Source organism: Gilliamella sp. M0364, assembly GCF_016100565.1.
Classification (GTDB): Bacteria; Pseudomonadota; Gammaproteobacteria; order Enterobacterales; family Orbaceae; genus Gilliamella; species Gilliamella apis.
Genome location: NZ_JACFSF010000001.1, coordinates 361,677 through 379,793, shown reverse-complemented (window position 1 = coordinate 379,793; position 18,117 = coordinate 361,677). Strand labels below are relative to the sequence as shown.

Here is an 18,117-nt window from a genome sequence, read left to right as displayed (position 1 = left end):
TACTTATCGACATACTATCTTAGTCATGACTATCTTTATTTTGTTGTCTAGCCAGTAAATCACTTTGAATTTTTGCCATCATTTTGTCATCTAATTTATAAAAACGCATTAACCACCAAAGCAATAAATAGGAAAATGCTGGTCCAATAGTTAAAAGACCAATAATGCCCATTGTGGCTAATGGGGTTTGTTCATTTACACCTGCTTGATAGCCTAATAAACCTAAACAGATGCCGACTAAAGCACCAGCGATTGCCATACCGAGTTTTAAGGCAAATAAATTACCTGAGAAAGATAGACCAGTTGCTCGGCGTCCAAATTTCCATTCACCATAATCAGCCGCATTGGCCATCATATTCCATTTAAATGGTTGATACATGGAGTGGAAAAAGCCAATTAAAAAATAGAGTGGGAAAATAACCGCTAACCACACCGGTGGAACAAAAAACATCACCACACCAATAACAAATAACGTTAAATTAATATTTTTAAATAATTGAATAGCAGTAAAACGTTTAGCAAAATAACCAGCAGCCATCGCGCCTAATATAGTACCAACCACCGATGTTGACACAAAGGCTGATTTCATCGCTGTACCTGCTGCTGAGCTAACGCCACCCATCATCAAGTAAGTTGCATAGTAAAGCGTTGCTGAACTACGCATAACGCCAGCCATACTTGAAAAGAAGGTAATAAGCGCCACAATACACCACTGATCATTGCCTAATAAGCATTTTAAATCTTTTTTAACACTGACATTTTTATCTTCAATTGGTACTACTCTTTCTTCAGTGGTTGCAAAACAGAACACTAACATACCAATCGCAATAACGCCCATAACCGCCATGGTTAACTGAAATCCGAGTTGCTTATTTTCTTTTCCTAACCAATCGACTAAGAATAATGTACCTATTGATACCATAAGCCCTGATGCCGATGAAATAGTAAACCGATAGGATTGAGCGGATAGGCGATCTTTCTCATCACGAGCAATAACACCGCCAAGAGCACAATAAGGAATATTAATAAATGTATAACAAAGCATTAATAATGCATAGGTAACGTATGCGTATAAAAGTTTACCTGAATAACCAAAATCTGGTGTTGTATAAGTCATAACAGCCAGTACCGCATAAGGAATCGCAAACCAGATCAACCATGGTCTAAATCGTCCCCATCTTGTTTTAGTACGATCGGCAACCATACCTGTAATCGGATCGATAATAGCATCAAAAATTCGCGTAGCAAGGAACATTATGCCAACCGCAGCAGCAGAAAGGCCATAAATATCAGTATAAAAATAGGTCAAAAACATCGTCACCGAGGAATAGACAATACCACAGGCTGCATCGCCCATCCCAAAGCCAATTTTTTCCATGACTGATAATTTTTTATTATTATCCATCATAAACTCCTTTTAGTTATCAAAATATGATTTGCATAAAACTGTCATTATTTAATTATCGGTTGCGTTAACAACTTATTGAAAAAATAACAATAAATAGAGTTTATAAAATTCATTTTCAAAACAGTATTATGATTTTGCATACCTTAATTACGTTATATGGTTAATGTGATAGATATCACAAATCTATAGCACCATTTTTGACATAGATAATGCATTAAGAATTGATATTTGACGGGCTTTAACGGCAAGAGTAGCTGAATTGTGGATGTGTATTTTGATAATATAGATTAATTATCGAAAAGTATTAAGATGTTATAACTAACGTTAGCGATTTATTGGATGGATTTTGGCTTTAAAAACCCCGTTCCTCAATTTTTGGTTGTTTAAGATTCGGACGTTTTGTTGTTTTGTAGCTAGTTTGCTGGTTAGTTTTATATAGCGATTACGTTTGAGTAAAGAGGGTTGATGCGAACCCTCTTTACCATCTCCCGCGGCGACCACGCAAGTGGTCACGATGTGACTGCCTTTCGCCTTCGTTCGCTGGTAACGCACCGGCTGTGATTTGTTTCTGACAAAATACAACCTTGTCAAACATCCATGTTTGTCATGCTAACCTCACTCAGTTGTCAGCACATTGCTAATGTCGCTAAATTAAATACACCAAACTTATTTGCCAAAATAGAATTTTATTATTAGCGCTAACCGATTTTTTGATGACGCCATAGCCATTTACCACTAATAAGTCGATAATAAAAGAAAATACTTCTAATAATCCAATCTAAGAACATACCGAACCAAACCCCAATCACCCCAAAGCCAAAATAAACGCCAAAAATATAACCCACAACAATCCGACACATCCACATACTACCAATAGCGACCCACATGGTATAACTGGCATCTTTCGCACCTTTAAAACCGTATGGTAAAACAAAGGATGATGCCCAAAAAGGCGTAAATAAGGCATTAAACCAAAGTAAATGTTTGGAAATCTCGATGACTTCCTGATCATTAGTGTAAAGCGAACTTAATAAACCTGCGAAAGGGATCGATAAAAAAGCTAAAAAACAGAGTAACAAACTGGTTAGATGAAAAATAAATTTAAGCTGCCTTGTTGGTTGATAAATTTGCCCCATACCAATACGTTTACCAACAATAATTGTCGATGTTGCACCGAGTGTACCGCCTGGCAAATTAAGTAATCCAGCAATTGAAAACGCAATAAAATTAGCGGCTATAGTTGAGGTGCCCATACCGGCAACGAAGGTTTGCGTGAGCAATTTTCCGATATTAAACATTACCGATTCCACACTAGCAGGAATGCCGATACTTAAAATATCAATCAAAATTTTACCATTAAACGAATGAAAATAACTACGGAGAGGAATAAATAACGCTCGACTTGGTTTTATGGTTAAGACTAATAAAATAAAAAACATGCCACAATAACGTGAGATTGTTAAGCCAATACCCGCACCAATAAAACCTAATCCTTGCCAACCCAAAGCGCCGTAAATAAGCACATAACTGATCGTCAAGTTTAAAATATTCATGATAATGTTTAAGTACATTGGTAATTTGGTATTGCCGGCACCACGTAATGCACCACAACCAACTAAAATAAAGGCAAGAGTAGGGTAACCTAAAACGGTTAATCTTAGAAAGGTAAGTGTTAATTCCTTTACTTCTGGATCGGCCTTACCGGCAATAATTTCGACAATCCAATATCCTGAGAACTCGACAAACAAAAACAGTAAAATCGAAATTATAACTAATAATGTAATCGACTGCCTTGCTGCGACCACGGCTTTTTTACGATTGTGTCGTCCCAAGCTAAACGCCACCACCACTGATGTCCCTAGTGCAACCGCCATAAAGAAGGACATTATAATCATATTAAAGCTTTCCGCCAGACCGACGGCAGCCATCTCGGCCTTACCAATCCAACTCACTAAAAACGTACTGAAAATACCCATCAAAATGACTGACAAATTCTCAATCAAAATTGGCATTGCTAAAGGATAAATTTCGCGCCAGAACAGCACATTATTTGAACGTCGTTTTTTATAAAGTTGAAGATTCTTCAATCGACTAACAAGTTGAAAATCCAATTTCAGGCCTAAAAATTTATTTAGAAAATTTAGTATATTATAACGCCTTTATTTGCTAAAAATGAAATTAAGTTTTATAAAAAACTCAACATTAATAATTAGCACTACCAATAAAATATATCGCCATATCAAAGTCTACAAATTACAAAAAAATTTGAGGAAAGGGGTTTTTAAAGCCTAAAAATCCCGCCAATAAATCGCTAAGGTTAGTTATAACATCAGCTATTACTAATAATAAACGTTTATTTTTAGAAATTAGTTTAGTGCTTCCTATTTAGCGACATTCGCAATGTGCTGACAACTGAGTGAGGTTAGCATGGCAAACAGGGATGTTTGGCAAGGTGCGTTAAGAGCTAACGAAGGCGGAAGGCAGTCACATCGTGACCACTTGCGTGGTCGCCGCGGGAGATTGTAAAGAGGGTTGGCGCCAACCCTCTTAACTCGGACGTAATCACCGCATAGAAATAACCGCAAAACAACAAACGTCCGAAACTCAAACAACCAAAAAATTTTGAGGAGAGGGGTTTTTGAAACTTAAATTCCTACTTATTGCTAACCCTTTTTTTTGACTTAAAATAAAATATTTAAAAATCAATATATTAAAAAATAGCTCAAAAAAAAGGGTTTTTATTGGCAAAAATAGACTTTGCCTTTTTGCCAACTGCATTTATAGTATATTGGATTCTAGTTTACTGCCGTGTAGGTAGCCAAAAATATCAGCTGATTATCTCACTGTTGCTAACATTAGTTTACTGCCGTGTAGGTAGCCAAAAATTATACGGCAGTGCAGTTAAGTATAGAGTAATTGTTTACTGCCGTGTAGGTAGCCAAAAATTACAGCTTTAGCTTGAGCATTACAAGAAACGTGTTTACTGCCGTGTAGGTAGCCAAAAATTAATAGCAATAAAATTACCGGTATTAACATAAGTTTACTGCCGTGTAGGTAGCCAAAAATGTATAGGTAGATTTAAATTTTAAGTCATTACAGTTTACTGCCGTGTAGGTAGCCAAAAATTCAAACAAACCACCTTCGGGTGGTTTTTTATTGCACAAATCTTTTAAATAACATACCATTGCAAGAAAATATCAAGATTAAGGAGATGATATGAAGAAGATTGTGTTGTGTTTGTTATTTGTCCCTTTTTTTGTTTTTTGCGATTCAGTAAAAATCGGTGATTGGGTGGTTGATAATCAAGAAGATCCTATTACTGATCAAAAATCAGTTAGAATATTCATATTTGATAGCACAAAATCTAAGAGCGATAGTGCTGCGTTTTTATTTAATTGCAACTCAGTTAATCTCACATCGTTTGTTATAAATGATTTGCCAAAAGAAAGTGAGAGAGGCGATTCAACAAAAATCATATTAAGAGTGGACAAAAATACTCCAATTGAAATGAATTGGACTAAGGGAGAGCTAGGATATGAATATTCTGATATTAATGAAGTTAGCGATTTGATAAAAAATGGGAAAAAGTTAATCATTAGAGCCAATTATGGAAAAACTAAGGATTTTATTTTCTCTCTAGTTGGTTTTGCAAAATCTTATGAAGAATTGAAAAAAAATTGCCCTGCAAACTAATTAAAGCGAAGTTCTATAATCAATTGAGCAAACCACCTTCGGGTGGTTTTTTATTGCTCCGAATCAATAAATAAAATACTATTACAAAAAAACTCAAAGATTAAGGGAATGGTATGAAGAAGATTATGTTGTGTTTGTTGTTATTTCCACTTTTTGTATTTGCCAAAGAAATTAAGTATAAGGAATGAAGTGTTAAAATCGACACTGATCCAATAACAGATAAAAAAGATCCTTCTATACTTGCTATTGATATGACGAAAACAAAGGCTATTGATAGTGCTGCTCTTCTATTCAATTATAAGGGAGTAGGTCTTATACCTTTATCAAAAAACTGGAAAGACAATCAAGACGGTGCTATTAAAGTCATTTTTAGAGTAGATAAAGAAAAGCCAATTGAAATGGAATGGGTATTGTATGAAGGCGACGTAACCGCAAAAAGAGAAGATTTTATGAATGAAGCACTTCAAAATGGTAAAAAGCTCGTCGTAAGGGCTGGTTCTAAATTTACAAGAGATTTTACTTTTTCTCTACTAGGTTACAAAAAAGCTTATGAACATCTCGAAAAAGAATGTGCAAATTGAAGTACCCATAACTTTAAGTTCATCACAAAAAACTCTAAGAGGTTTTATTGTGTCAAAAAGTAAATAATTATTTAAAATAATCAAAACTAATTCAACCGCCTAATGGCGGTTTTTTTATGCCTGTCATTCGACCACTCAGCAGATGAAGTAACCAAACTTTTACAAAGAGCTAAAATTATCATTGATGTACAAAAAAGCAACGATAAGCTACGTAAAAATTGTAGGTAAGGATTATTTTAAAGATGATTATGAGAATGGAAATTTGTCTCAATATTGAGTGACCTTGTTTGTTGATTATGAAGCTAAAAATGATTTTGGTGTTGATTTAAAAAACACTTCAATATGTTATTTTTATTCTATTTTAATAAGAAATGATTATTTTATCTTCCCAGATTTTGATAAAATGGCGATCTCAAATAAAATATATAGTTATATTGATTTAATGACATCAATAGAACATTTTCATTCTTCTTTATTTGATATTGGAAAAATAAGTATTGTCGATAAAATATCGTACCAGATTGATAAAAATAATTTCCTCTATTATGAGAATGATTGAATTAATAACTTTTATTGCACTTGGCTAACAAATTTTATACTATCTATCAAAATTATTTATAGGAGAATGGGGTGAAAAAATTATTATTATTAACGTGTTTAGGTTTTGTTTTCTCTGGTTGTAGTGTTCATCATCAATTTAATGATAGGTTGTCTTATCAATCATTAAAGCAAATAAAATCAGAGATACATATTACTAAAAAACAAAGCTTGGATATTACATGGATTCCTAGTGATTTTACGTCACGAATTGATATACAAGGGGCCTCAGGATTTGTTGGTGGTGGGACTCGTACTAGAATTCCGATTGGAATAGGTCTTTCATCAAGAATTGAAGAAGCAATTAGCACGTACGCAGATTTAAATTCTGGCGGTAGAAAGTTAACATTAATAGTTAATAATGCTAAAACAAAATTCACTTATGGAGTAACGAATATTGATAGTGCGAGCGTAATTTTAAATGTAACATTTGAATTATCAGGCAATAGATGGACTAAAGAATTTTCTACTAAACAGAATGATAGCGGAGTAAAAGATGCAAAAGTTACTTCGGTTATTGAGTATGCGTGGGATCAGATAGCTTTAGACGTGGCTAGAGAAATAGCTACACACTTATAATCAAACCCTCTAAAAGGGTTTTATAACATGTTCCCTATATGCATAGTGATAAACCGGATCCGATATTATTGAGAAATAAAACCAATCCGAGTTCCCTATACATAAAGGGATAAAAATAAAAAAATATTACAAACTGCCTAAGTGTTAGTTTAGAAAGTTAGCGGTGATAATGATATCGTCTGTGACTAGTTCACCGCCGCATAGTTAGTCAAAAAATTCTGTTGAAACACTTTATTAAAAATGTCTAACTCATGATTTAGGCATTTGTCACTTTTTGACTGCTGCAAAATGGTGAAATTGGCATTTAAAAATTTGAGGAAAAGGGTTTTTAATAACCGCAAATTTAGCGAAAAAATTAAATGTTAATTCGGAAAAACAAAATTGTAACTTAAACTTGAACGCTTAAGCAGATCGCTATATTATACGCGCGTTAAAATTCATCAATCAGTCTGATACTGAAAGAGTCCCAATGTTAATTAATGCCAAAGATATTCTCGAAAAATTAAATCCACATAATAAAGTAAATTATGATTCAGTTTTGCAAGAGGTGATTGCTGATTGGCAGTTAGCATCAGCGCGACCAAAGTTACTAATTCATAGTTGCTGTGCCCCGTGTAGTACTTATGTACTGGAGTATTTGGCACAGTATGCCGATATTACGATTTATTTTGCTAATTCCAATATTCACCCGCGCGTGGAATATGAATATCGCAGTAAGGTTCAGCAGAAGTTTATTGCCGACTTTAATCAAAAAACCAATAACCATGTACAGTTTTTAGAAGCCCCGTATCAACCAGCAGAATTTATTAAGAAGGTTGAGCATCTACGTGATGCTCCAGAAGGCGGTGAACGTTGTCATCTTTGTTATAAGATGCGCTTAGATTTGGCAGCGATTAAAGCACAAGAGTTAGGTTTTGATTATTTCGCTAGTGCTTTAACGCTAAGTCCGAAAAAGAATAGTCAAAAAATTAACCAACTTGGTTTTGAAATTCAAGAGCTTTTTTCGGTAAATTATTTACCTTCTGATTTTAAGAAGAATAACGGTTATAAGCGTTCTATCGAACTTTGTAAGGAGTACGATGTTTATCGTCAATGTTATTGCGGTTGTATTTTTGCTGCAAAAGCACAAGGGATCGATTTAAAGAATGTTATAGCTACGGCTAAGCAAGGTTTGGCGCAGGATTAGCGCCAATAAGATTTATTTTCTTTAGTTTCTGCTAGTTAAAAAATATCCAAAAATGTCATTTTTCAAACAAATAGATTAAAAATTAGAAAGATTTCGCTATAATAATCCCATAATAAAAATATAGTTATTTAGTAATATTTGTGACCCTATTATAGGTTAAGTCTAATTTTGCAAATGTGAGTTTGTTTATGTCAAAAATGTATAGACTTGGATTGGATGTTGGTTCTACTACTGCAAAATGTGTCGTGCTTGATGAGCAAGATAATTTTGTTTATACCAATTATGTTCGCCATAATACCCATATTGTTCCTACAGTTTTATCACTATTAGATGAAATTAAACAGCAATTGGGTGAAGAGATTGTATTATCGGTCAAGGTGACTGGTTCTGCTGGGATGGGGATTTCGGAAAAAGCCGATATCGCCTTTATTCAAGAGGTAGTTGCCGCATCGGAAGTGGTGCAGCGCAAATATCCAGAGGTTAGAACGTTAATTGATATTGGCGGGGAAGATAGTAAGATGATCTTCTTTTTTCCTGATCGTCCGCCTGATATTCGAATGAATGGTAGTTGTGCTGGAGGCACAGGGGCATTTATCGATCAGATGGCGACCTTGCTTAATACCCCAGTGCAGGAGTTTGATCTGCTGGCAACTCAACATGATAAAGTCTATCCGATTGCTTCACGTTGTGGTGTATTTGCTAAGACTGATGTGCAAAATTTAATTAGTCGTAATGTCTCCAAAGAAAATATTGCTTATTCTGTATTACATGCGGTTTGTATTCAATTGGTTAATACCTTAGCCCGTGGTTATGATATTGTTCCCAAAGTAATGTTGATTGGCGGACCGTTTTCGTTTATTCCTACGTTAGGCAAGGCCGCGTTAGAGACACTAAAGTTAAATGAAGATCAGATAGTTACCACCGAACATCCTACTTTGTTGTCAGCTTGGGGCGCAGCGATTCATGCTATTGAACGTAGTCAACTTACACTCACTGAATTTATTGATAGATTAAATGCCTCAACCAAGATTCAAGTCAATCAGTCTTTTAGGTTAAAACCGCTCTTTAATCAAGCTTTGTCTTTTGATGATTGGCAACAAAAACGCAAATATATTCAAATCCCTCGTCTAGCTTTAACTGCTTATCAAAAGCAGAAAGCGTATTTGGGAATTGATAGTGGTTCAACTACCACTAAAATTACCTTAATTAGTGAGGATGACGAGCTACTTTTTACTTATTATGCACCGAATAATGGCCACTCAATTACCGCATTAATTAAAGGTTTAACGGTATTAAAAGATGAGATTGCGGCATCAGGTAAAGAGATTATTATTGCTCGCACTGGCGTTACTGGTTATGGTGAGGAACTGCTAAAAGCCGCTTTTGCCATCGATGATGGTTTAGTCGAAACAATGGCGCATTTTGCTGCCGCTAAACATATTGAGCCTAAGGTCAGTTTTATCATGGATATTGGTGGCCAAGATATGAAAGCCATCTTTATTGCTAATGGCGTGGTAAATCATATTGAGTTAAACGAAGCATGTTCTTCTGGCTGTGGTTCATTTATTGAGACTTTCGCCAAATCCCTTAATTCCAATACCATCGATTTTGCTGACGCAGCGTGTAAGTCCAATAATCCTTGTGATTTGGGTACCCGTTGCACGGTTTTTATGAACTCAAAAGTGAAACAAGCACTGCGTGAAAACGCCACTATGGGCGATATTTCAGCGGGTCTAGCTTTTTCGGTGATTAAAAATGCCATTCATAAAGTACTGAAATTACATGATATGCGCAAATTGGGCGATCATATTGTGGTGCAAGGCGGGACGTTTAAAAATCCTGCGGTGTTTCGTGCCCTAGAGCAGTTAACCGGCGCACAGATTGCCAGTTCGAATATTCCTGAACTGATGGGGGCTTATGGTGCGGCGTTAGTGGCAAAAAATCATTATGCACAACAACAAACTCCTTCGCAATTTATTGGATTGGATAATTTACATAAAGCTGAAGATAATAAAGCGAAACCATCACGCTGTAAGGGGTGTGAAAATAAATGCGATATTATGATTTATCGTTTTGCTAATGGTCAGCGTTATTATTCTGGTAATAAATGTGAACGCTTTTTGAGTAATAATCAATATCAAGATAAAAATGCATTTAATATGTTTGATTATAAAAATACGTTGTTATTTGATCGAACCAATATCCATAATGCTCAAGCTAAGCTTAATGTCGGTATTCCTCGGGTTTTAGGACAATACGAAAACTTCCCATTCTGGCACACGTTGTTAACTAATAGTGGTATTAATGTAACGTTATCACCATACTCGACGCATGAGATTTATGAAAAGGGCGCCGGTACAGTAATGTCGGATAGTATCTGTTTTCCTGCCAAATTAGTTCATGGGCATATTATGGAGTTGATCGAGCAAAAGGTTGATCGTATTTTTATGCCGATGGTGGTGTTTGAATCTGATCAGTTTACTAATGCAGTTAATAGCTATAACTGTCCAATTGTGAGTAGCTATGCAGAGGTGGTGAATAGTGCTATCAATCCTAGTCAAAAATATGATGTGCCACTGGATTATCCAGTAATCAATTTTAGTAATCAAAAATTGTTGAAAAAGGGCTGTATTAATTATTTAACTTCGCTTGGTATTGCAGAAAAGATAGCTAATCAAGCATTTTCTGATGCATTAGCGGCTCAAGCTGAATATAAGAAATCGCTGTATAATAAAGCGGTTGAAGTACTAAATAATGCTAAACAAACGGGGCGTTATGTATTTATTTTGGCAGGTCGTCCTTATCATAGTGATAGTTTAATTAATCATAAAACACCAGAGATTTTAAATGCGCTTGGTTGCGATGTAATAACCGAAGATTCAGTGTTAGGTGCGATCAGTCAATTATCGCCCGAACTACAAATTTGCTCACAATGGAGTTATCCAAATCGCTTATATGCAGCAGCTAGTTTTGTTGCTGAACAACCAAAAAATATTCAGTTTGTACAACTTAATTCGTTTGGTTGTGGGCCTGATGCGATTGTTACCGATGAGTGTAAGGCGATTTTAGAGTCGAAAGGTAAGACATGTACAATAATTCGAGTCGATGAGATCACCGCAACTGGTTCGGTGCGATTGCGTTTACGTTCGATTATTGAGTCAATCCGTATGAATCACCAACAACCGTTAAAAGTTGTTGAGCGTAAAAAGACGGCTATTTTTGCTAAACAAGATAAACAGAGAAGGACTATTTTAGCACCTTATATCTCCGATTTTTATTCACCATTATTACCACCGATTTTTGAGTTGTCAGGTTATAAACTTGAAACCTTGCCAAAACCAGATAAAAGTTCGGTTGAGTGGGGTCTTAAATATTGTAATAACGAGATATGCTATCCAGCGACCATTATTGTTGGTGATATTATTAAAGCGCTTAATTCGGGTAAATATCAACGTGATGAAGTGGCTATAGGCATTACTCAAACGGGTGGACAGTGTCGAGCGAGTAGTTATCTTTCTTTGATTAAGAAAGCAATGATTAGTAATGGTTTCGAAGATATTCCTATCGTGTCGCTCAGTACCGGTAATATTAATGAAATTGAGCAACCAGGTTTTAGAATTAATTGGCTTAAAACTTTACCAACGACGTTTTTTGCGATGTTATTTACTGATTCGATTTCGAAGATGTTTTACTCGATTGCGCCTAGAGCCAAATTTAAGCAACAAGCTAACCAAGCGAAAGATCTTTATATTAGAAAATTACAACAACTTATCAATCAACATAAAGGCAAAAAGGCGATCTTTGCGCTGTTGAAAGAGGCGGTCGATCATTTTAATCAAATCGAGACATTGAATAAAGATTGCCCACAAATTGGTATTGTTGGTGAAATTTATGTTAAATATAACAGTTTTGGTAATCAACATAGTGTTGATTGGCTAGTCGATCAGGGTATTGAACCTGTTATTCCGCCAATGATTGAATTTTTTGCGCAATGTTTTGTTAACTATGATAGTAATGTCGATAATTATATTGTTAACAAAAGTTTTGTCGCTTATTTTGTGCACTTTTTTGAAAAGGTGGCACAAAAGTATATTGATAAAACTAATCAGATTTTATCTGGCTTTAAACATTATCAACCATTTCATAATATTCGTGATATGGCGAAAAAAGCAGAGGAAATTTTGAATTTGGCCAATCAATATGGCGAGGGTTGGTTAATTCCTGCAGGAATTATGACCTTTGCTGAGCATGGCATCAATAATGTTATTAGTTTGCAACCGTTTGGCTGTATTGCTAATCATGTTGTTTCTAAAGGGGTTGAGAAGCGGATGCGCGATCTTAATCCAAAACTGAATCTGCTCTATTTGGATTTTGATGATGGTGCAGGTGAGGTCAATGTACTTAACCGTTTGCATTTTATGGTAAGTTCATTAAAGTATGCTCAACTACAACGAATTGTATAATTACCTATTAAGGGACGATCTGTGTTTTCTATTTATCAATTAAAATCTCGCTTTCAAGCATTGCTTCGTCCTTATGTGAATTCGCTTTATTATTCACGAATAACTGCTAATCAAGTTACGTTAGCTGCTTGTGCTGGGTCGATATTGATTGCTTTATTAGTTGGCTTTTTTGCCGATCATCAATGGCTATTTTTGTTAATACCCATATGGATGTTTATCCGGATGGCTCTTAATGCTATTGATGGTATGTTAGCCAGAGAATTTCGTCAGAAATCCAATTTAGGTGCCTATTTAAATGAGATTTGTGATGTGATTTCCGATTGTGCTCTGCTGTTAATCTTTACTCAAATAAATCAAGTTAATACCAATTTAATGATATTAGTGATCTTATTATCATTTCTAACCGAATACGCGGGTGTACTCGGTGTGATGATTGGTAGCTCGCGACGTTATGATGGACCTATGGGGAAAAGTGATCGAGCTTTAGCTTTTAGCCTAATTAGTTTAGGAATTGCAACCTATCTATTGCCTCTTAAATGGCTAAATGTTCTATTGTGGTTTATCTCCTTTTTGCTACTAATTACGGTGATTAATAGAGTGAGAAAAGGATTGCAAGAAGCGAAAAATAATAAGGAATAATTAATGCGCGAACAGCAGCAAAACACATTTATTAGTCATGATGGCTGTCAATTATTTTATCGTTATTGGCCAGCAGTCGATAGTGATACGAAAACAGCTTCAAAAGCAATTGTACTTTTTCATCGTGGCCATGAACATTCTGGACGAATTGCCCATTTAGCCGAAGAGCTGGAATTGCCTGATTTCCATATTTTTGCTTGGGATGCGCGAGGAAATGGCCAATCAGAAGGTGAACGTGGTGATGCCCCTAATTTTGCTACGTTAATCAAAGATGCCAACTGTTTTATAGAGCATATCATTAAAGAATATGCAATTGATATGCAAGATATTGCTATTATCGCTCAAAGTGTTGGCGCGGTAATTGCCAGCGCTTGGGTGCATGATTATGTGCCAAATATTCGTGCATTAGTATTAGGTTCACCAGCATTTAGCGTTAAATTATATGTGCCATTAGCGGTGCCTGGACTTAAGTTGTTATATAACTTGAAAGGCAATTTCTTTGTAAATAGTTATGTCAAACCGAATTTACTAACCCATGATGGCAGTCGAGCAGACTCTTTTAATAAAGATCCTTTAATTACTAAACCTATTTCGGTGAGATTACTACTTGATTTGTATGCGGTAGCGGATCGAATTGTTAAGGATGCCAATGCTATCACTGTCCCTACACAGTTATTAGTTTCTGGTTGTGATTTTGTGGTGCGACGCAAACCACAACAAGCGTTTTATGATAATTTAGGAACCAATCAAAAAGAGTTTCATATCCTCCCAAAATTTTATCATGATACCTTTGGTGAGAAAGATCGTTATATGGCAATTGATAGAGCAAGGCGATTTATTCAAGGCTGTTTTGCGAATCAACCCGATGTTCCAACGTTAACCAATGCCGATCGGGTCGGTTATACTCGATCTGAATCCGATAAGTTAGCTTTACCGCCTTCTGGTTGGCTTAAACCATGGTATTGGAAGTTAGTTAAAGCGACCTTGAAATATGCTAGTAATTTGTCGGATGGAATTAAGTTAGGCTTTGAAACCGGTTTTGACTCCGGTAGTACACTTGATTATGTTTATCGAAATGAACCGTCTGGAACATCTAAACTAGGGCGTTTTTTTGATTATCTCTATTTGCAATCTATTGGTTGGCGAGGGATTCGGCAACGAAAAATTCATCTTGAACAACTCTTAAAGCAAGCTATTGAACAGTTACAACAACAATCTACTGAAGTAAATATTGTTGATATAGCCGCAGGGCATGGTCGATATATTTTAGAAACCATTAGTCAAATCGCTAATAAACCTAATTCGGTGTTGTTGCGGGATTATAGTGATATTAATATCCGTGATGGCCAAGCACTAATTGCGCAACAAGGGTTAAGTGATATTGTCCGTTTTGAAAAAGGCGATGCCTTTAGTCGTGAAGAGCTTTCACAATTATCACCTAAACCTAATTTAGCGGTAGTATCAGGACTGTATGAATTATTTGGTGATAATCAACTGTTACAGCAATCTTTAGCTGGCTTGGCTGATGTAATACCACAAGGTGGCTATTTACTTTACACCAATCAACCTTGGCATCCGCAATTAGAATTTATTGCCAGAGCGTTAACTTCACATCGACAAGGACAACCGTGGATTATGCGACGACGAACTCAACTTGAGATGGATCAGTTAGTTGCCGAAGCAGGATTTAGTAAAGTAACCATGTTGGTCGATCAGTGGGGCATTTTTACGGTATCTGTCGCTCAGAGAAATTCGCATTGATTATGCCAAAACTAATTAACCGTCTAAATGTTTATAAATGTTTGTGGTTAGCCGGTTTATCAGTATTCTTTTTTGCCAGTTATAATTTTGCTAACTGGTTAACTTCGCAACGTCAAGATGTGCCAAGTCTATTTTTTAGTTGGGAATATTCTATTCCACTTTGGTCATGGACGATAATTCCTTATTGGTCTATCGATCTGATGTATGGATTAGCTATTCTGTTAACATCTTCTTGGCAATCACTTAAAAATCTTGGTTTACGGCTGTTAACGGCACAAGTGATTTGTATCATCTGTTTTCTAATTTTTCCGCTTAAGTTCTATTTTGAACGGCCTGCTTTGGATGGCTTTTTTGGCTTGATGTTTGATATTTTAATGGGATTTGATAAGCCGTTTAATCAAGCACCATCATTACATATCACGTTATTAGTGATTTTGTGGCAATTTTATGCGCAATATTTTCGAGGATTATGGCGTTATATATTACATTTTTGGTGTTTGTTAATTGCACTTTCGGTTTTAACCACTTGGCAGCATCATTTTTTCGATATTCCAACTGGATTATGGGTAGGCTGTTTTTCTATTTGGTTATGGCCAGATAATATGACGACGCCATTAAAACATCGACCATTAACTAAAAATTATACTTGGGCGATGTTCTATTTTTGTTTATGCCTACTGTCACTCACTGTAGCTATTTACTTTTCTGGCTGGGCACTCTGGTTGTTATGGTTGGCTGGTGCCTGGTTATTGATTGCTGCTAATTATTTATTGTTTGGCGCATCTGGTTTGCAAAAACAGCAAAATGGTCATTTTAAGTTAGCCGTTTATCTGCTCTATTTGCCATTTTTTGCTATTATGTGGCTCAATTCACGGTTATGGACAATTAAACATCCAACTGATGATTTGATTATTGATGAAGTCTATTTAGGTCGCATTCCATCCTCAAAATCGCTAAATCAAAATCATTTTATATCGGTTGTCGATCTTTGTGCCGAGTTGCCAATTGGATGTTTTGACGGTAACTATAAGCTTATTCCGGTTTTAGATATGACGCCCTTATCACAACAAGAGTGTCAGCAGGCTGCACAAGCTATCGAATATTATCGGCAGCAGGGTAAATTATTAGTCTGTTGTGCTTTAGGTTATTCGAGGAGTGCAACTGCAGTTATTGCATGGTTATTGTGGACTAAAAGAGCTAACACTCTGCAACAGGCGATAGCTATAGTAAAAGAACAGCGAAATTCAATTGTGATTTCTCGCCAGCAACAACTGATTTTATCCAATTGGTTGGCTAACTTTAAAGATGAGACAGCGATATGTTGAGTAGTAATAATAGTTGGCAAAATAGTGTAACTAAAGTAGATTTAGTAACGTTTTGTTGTTTTTTATCGATAAGTAAACAGATTGATCTTTTTTCGATGCTATTATCGCTATTAGTTGTTTTTGTTGCCTTGCTAAGTTCTTGGGCAATACCATTAACCATTATTTGTTTGATGATCTTTATTCTCGGTTTAATAAGTAAGTATTATGCAATAAGGATAGATTTTGATAGAAAATTGTTTGTATATTTATCTGAGCATGTTGATCATTTGCCAGAAGAGCTGTTAGCTATGGATAAAGCATTAGTCAATTTGCAATTAATCAAATCTCACCAATCATCAAGAACGGTCACTGAACGCCAAAAAGGGATTTTATCCTTGTTTAAAAAGCAGATAATTCTATTTTTATTACAAAATTGTTTAATCGTTTTTATGGTGATTAATGCTATTATCACAAGTTAATAGATTAATACCACAGCAATACAAGGAGCGCTGAGATGTCCCATTTCCAACATGATACGCTATTATTATTTTTGGGCATCGGCTTGTTTTTGTTAGTGGCAACAATTATTGGTCAATTGTTAAAATATCGTCTTACATCACCTAATAGTGTTATTGATAATTTAAATACTCGCATCAATGCGTGGTGGGTAATGGTTGCCATTATTGGTGTCGCGTTTTGGTTTGGACAACTGGCAGTAATTTTTTTGTTTTTTGTTATTTCAGCTTTGGCATTGCGAGAGTTTCTTATTTTAACTCCTATCAATCGCTATGACTATTTCGCCCTAATCTTTGCTTTTGCTGTTGCTTTACCCGTGCAATATATTTTGGTTGCCTTAGCATGGTATGGTCTATTCAGTATCTTTATTCCAGTTTATGCTTTCTTGTTTTTGGCGATATTTGCCACAATAACTGGTTCAACCACTAATTTTTTGGCGAGAATAGCCGATGTGCAATGGGGATTGATGATTACGGTTTATTGTATTTCGTGTGTACCGGCGTTATTAGTGTTGGATATCGAAAATTACCAAGGGCGTAATCTATTACTCATTGCTTATTTAGTGTTAATCGTTCAGTTATCTGACGTGTTGCAGTACGTATTTGGCAAATTGTTTGGTAAGCATAAAATTAGCCCAAATGTTTCACCATCAAAGACGATTGAAGGTTTTATTGGTGGCGTTTTATCTGCTAGTTTTATTGGTGCCTGTATGTGTTGGATCACTCCGTTTACTTTTATACAATCAGGACTTATTTCTTTAATGATCACTTTGTTAGGATTTATGGGTGGTCTAGTTATGTCGGCTATTAAACGTGATCGCGGGGTAAAAGATTGGGGCAAACTAATAGGTGGTCACGGTGGAATACTTGATCGTTTTGATTCTATTTGCTTTGCCGCGCCGATATTTTTTCATATCGTAAGGTATTTTTGGTTAGTATAGTTTTTTATGTGATGAAAAATTATATTAAAACTGAAATATAATCAAATAATTTCAAAAATTGATGCTAAAAAAGAGCAAAAAAAGTTAATTTATGATATAAATACATGCATTGTATTAACGTTATATATATGTAAGGACTATAATATGTTAAAAGAGCAAATGGTAGTAAAAAATGCAACTGGTTTACATGCACGACCAGTAACAACTCTGGTTAAATTAGCTGGCCGTTATAAATCATCAATTGAACTTGTTTATAACGATAAAACCATTAAATTAAAAAGCATGATGGGTTTACTTGGTGCTGGCGTTAAAGGTGGTTCAACTGTTGAAATCATTTGTGATGGTGAAGATGAACAAGCAGCAATGGATGAAATCCGTGAATTATTTGCTACAGGCTTTGGTGAATAATTTTAAGCGATTTTAATTTAGCTTATTTTATTTACTGAGAAA

At 35.5% G+C, this 18,117-nt stretch carries 13 protein-coding genes and 1 CRISPR repeat array; of the genes, 11 read left to right on the top strand and 2 right to left on the bottom strand.

Annotation, left to right across the window (positions count from 1 at the left end; translation table 11 throughout):
* Positions 1–19 precede the first annotated feature (19 nt).
* Both H3U96_RS01730 and H3U96_RS01725 read right to left on the bottom strand, forming a co-directional pair.
* Positions 20–1,405 carry a glycoside-pentoside-hexuronide (GPH):cation symporter gene (locus H3U96_RS01730; protein WP_065578519.1) on the bottom strand — a complete coding sequence of 462 codons (1,386 nt, stop codon included), beginning with the start codon at positions 1,403–1,405 and terminating at the stop codon, positions 20–22.
* A 701-nt stretch (positions 1,406–2,106) separates the two neighbouring features.
* Positions 2,107–3,519 carry an EmmdR/YeeO family multidrug/toxin efflux MATE transporter gene (locus H3U96_RS01725; RefSeq protein ID WP_232347709.1) on the bottom strand — a complete coding sequence of 471 codons (1,413 nt, stop codon included), beginning with the start codon at positions 3,517–3,519 and terminating at the stop codon, positions 2,107–2,109.
* A 687-nt stretch (positions 3,520–4,206) separates the two neighbouring features.
* A CRISPR array of direct repeats spans positions 4,207–4,534; the repeat unit is 28 nt; unit sequence GTTTACTGCCGTGTAGGTAGCCAAAAAT.
* Between the two features lie 90 nt (positions 4,535–4,624).
* Here H3U96_RS01725 and H3U96_RS01720 point away from each other — a divergent pair.
* The 11 genes from H3U96_RS01720 (at position 4,625) to H3U96_RS01670 (ending at position 18,075) form a co-directional block, all read left to right on the top strand.
* Positions 4,625–5,101, top strand: a complete 477-nt coding sequence (locus tag H3U96_RS01720) for a hypothetical protein (RefSeq protein WP_086360465.1) — start codon at positions 4,625–4,627, stop codon at positions 5,099–5,101.
* A 251-nt stretch (positions 5,102–5,352) separates the two neighbouring features.
* A complete protein-coding gene (locus tag H3U96_RS01715) occupies positions 5,353–5,682 on the top strand; it encodes a hypothetical protein (RefSeq protein ID WP_086360466.1) in 330 nt (109 codons plus the stop codon).
* A 630-nt stretch (positions 5,683–6,312) separates the two neighbouring features.
* Positions 6,313–6,858 (top strand): hypothetical protein, encoded by a 546-nt coding sequence (locus H3U96_RS01710; RefSeq protein WP_065578649.1) that lies wholly within the window; start codon positions 6,313–6,315, stop codon positions 6,856–6,858.
* Positions 6,859–7,327: 469 nt separating this feature from the next.
* Complete coding sequence (locus H3U96_RS01705) at positions 7,328–8,044, top strand: epoxyqueuosine reductase QueH (RefSeq protein ID WP_065613062.1); 717 nt, start codon at positions 7,328–7,330, stop codon at positions 8,042–8,044.
* 188 nt (positions 8,045–8,232) lie between these two features.
* The gene (locus H3U96_RS01700; protein ID WP_198195378.1) at positions 8,233–12,507 is read left to right on the top strand and encodes an acyl-CoA dehydratase activase-related protein; all 4,275 of its coding nucleotides are present in this window, start codon (positions 8,233–8,235) and stop codon (positions 12,505–12,507) included.
* 21 nt (positions 12,508–12,528) lie between these two features.
* A complete protein-coding gene (locus tag H3U96_RS01695) occupies positions 12,529–13,146 on the top strand; it encodes a CDP-alcohol phosphatidyltransferase family protein (RefSeq protein WP_198195377.1) in 618 nt (205 codons plus the stop codon).
* 3 nt (positions 13,147–13,149) lie between these two features.
* Positions 13,150–14,907 (top strand): bifunctional alpha/beta hydrolase/class I SAM-dependent methyltransferase, encoded by a 1,758-nt coding sequence (locus tag H3U96_RS01690; protein WP_198195376.1) that lies wholly within the window; start codon positions 13,150–13,152, stop codon positions 14,905–14,907.
* A 2-nt stretch (positions 14,908–14,909) separates the two neighbouring features.
* Positions 14,910–16,232: a phosphatase PAP2/dual specificity phosphatase family protein gene (locus H3U96_RS01685; RefSeq protein ID WP_198195375.1), complete on the top strand. Its 1,323-nt coding sequence runs from the start codon at positions 14,910–14,912 to the stop codon at positions 16,230–16,232.
* Entirely contained in the window at positions 16,226–16,690 is a 465-nt protein-coding gene (locus tag H3U96_RS01680; protein ID WP_198195374.1) for a hypothetical protein, read from the top strand. The genes H3U96_RS01685 and H3U96_RS01680 overlap by 7 nt, the downstream gene beginning before the upstream one ends.
* 35 nt (positions 16,691–16,725) lie before the next feature.
* Positions 16,726–17,667, top strand: a complete 942-nt coding sequence (locus tag H3U96_RS01675) for a phosphatidate cytidylyltransferase (RefSeq protein ID WP_198195373.1) — start codon at positions 16,726–16,728, stop codon at positions 17,665–17,667.
* Positions 17,668–17,811: 144 nt separating this feature from the next.
* Positions 17,812–18,075 carry an HPr family phosphocarrier protein gene (locus H3U96_RS01670; protein WP_065578657.1) on the top strand — a complete coding sequence of 88 codons (264 nt, stop codon included), beginning with the start codon at positions 17,812–17,814 and terminating at the stop codon, positions 18,073–18,075.
* Positions 18,076–18,117: the final 42 nt, after the last annotated feature.